1 protein-coding gene and 1 pseudogene are annotated in these 1,575 nt (G+C 66.0%); both read right to left on the bottom strand.

The window, feature by feature from the left end; all coding sequences use genetic code 11:
- Window positions 1-117: 117 nt before the first annotated feature.
- Window positions 118-978, bottom strand: a complete 861-nt coding sequence (locus tag NA3_RS35005; RefSeq protein ID WP_227995593.1) for a transposase — start codon at window positions 976-978, stop codon at window positions 118-120.
- Window positions 979-1,024: 46 nt separating this feature from the next.
- Window positions 1,025-1,294: pseudogene (locus NA3_RS38990) on the bottom strand (IS110 family transposase); the annotation flags it as partial.
- Between the last annotated feature and the right edge of the window lie 281 nt (window positions 1,295-1,575).

Raw genomic sequence — 1,575 nt, 5'->3', positions numbered from 1 at the left:
CAGACTCCCGCTGTCAACCTGCTCGGGTTCGGAAGGGTATTCGGGTCTGTTCGTGCAGAGGGCATGTGAGCGGCCCGCGTGGAGACGGTGGGCCGCGCGGGTGGTGAGGTGTTCGGATCAGACCGTGGTGGAGGTGTGTCTTTCGGGGTCGTAGATGGTGTTGTCGTGCCAGCAGCGCCAGAGCACTCGAGTCCAGCGGGCGCCGACGCCGCGCAGGGCTCGGAACTTGCCGTGGCCGCGGGCCCGTGACTGTTCGTATGCCCTGGCGGCCCAGTCGGTTTCGCGGGTGGAGACGAATGCCCACCAGTCGATGGCGTGGCGCATTCGGTGGTTGCAGGCGTAGCGGAATCGGACCTGGTGCATGCGGCCCGAGGCCCGGGTGACCGGGGACAGGCCGGCTTCGGCGAGTAGCACTCGGGCCTCGGGATAGTGCGTGCGGTCGTCACCCATTTCCGCGATCAACGTGGCCGCCACGACTGGACCGATACCGGGGAAGCTGCGGAAGATCGGGGCGTCGGGGTGGGTGCTGAGCAGGAGGTCGATGCGCTTGTCGCAGGCACGGATCTGCTGGTTGAGCAGCCGCAGCTGGGCGGTGAACAACTCAGCGGTGAACTGCTTGCCCGCAGTGGTTCCCTCCGACGCTGTCAGCAGGTGCGGTGCGATCCGCTCGACCAGCCGGTCGGCTGGCACTCGACCGGTGTAGCTGTGCCGGCGGCAGAACGCGTCCATCCGGGCCGCGGTGACCCGCGCAGCTTTCGCCGGTGTCGGGTAGTCGGCGAGGAAGTCGAGGGTGATGTCACGGTCGAGCGAGGAGAACAAGTGCAGCGGCGCAGGATGATAGGCGTCGAGAATGGCACGCAGCTGGGACTCGACGCTGCGCTGGGACCAGATGATCCGTTCGCGGTCTCGAATGACGGCCTTCAGCTCGGCGGTCTGCGCCGACAACACCGGCAGCGACCGCCAATGGGGCATGTTCATGACGCAGGGTGTCGGCCAGGACGAATGCGTCGAAGGTGTCGGATTTGGTGGCCGAGAGCCGGTAGCGTTCCCGGGCCCGGGCCGAAATCTTCGGTGACACACAGTAAACCGGCAGACCGCGTAGCTGCAGGTGTTCGACCAGCAGCCCCTCACCGCGCTCGATCGCGATCCGGATGCCGGGGATGTCGAGTAGGTCATCGAGTGCCGCGAAGCCGGCGACATCGTGCCGCAACCGCTTCTGCGTCAGAACCTGCCCTGTGTCGTCAACAAGACAGACCTGGTGATGTGCTCCGCCCCAATCGATTCCGGCGAACACAGACTGCCCGACAAAGTCGGTGACAGGAAGGTGGTGGACCAACGATGCTCCTGGAAGAGATTCCGGTCATCGCGTGGGCTGGCTTCCCCGGAACCTCATCTCGGCGCTCGAAGCGCAACTCCCGCTGGCCGATGTGAAGCCCGCCGCCACCCCAGCCCAACAGGTCTGCATCTGGACCTCGTAGGTTGCACGTCTGCATAGGTCGTGACCGGGGTGGAGCGAGTGACCACCGGGACCATCCCGGCGCAGCCATTGTGAACGGATGAGGTCTGCACGACCGC

This window comes from Nocardia africana NBRC 100379 (assembly GCF_001612635.1).
Taxonomy (GTDB): Bacteria; Actinomycetota; Actinomycetes; order Mycobacteriales; family Mycobacteriaceae; genus Nocardia; species Nocardia africana.
Note: the sequence above shows the minus strand (reverse complement) of the source record. Positions and strands in the feature narration are given on the sequence as shown.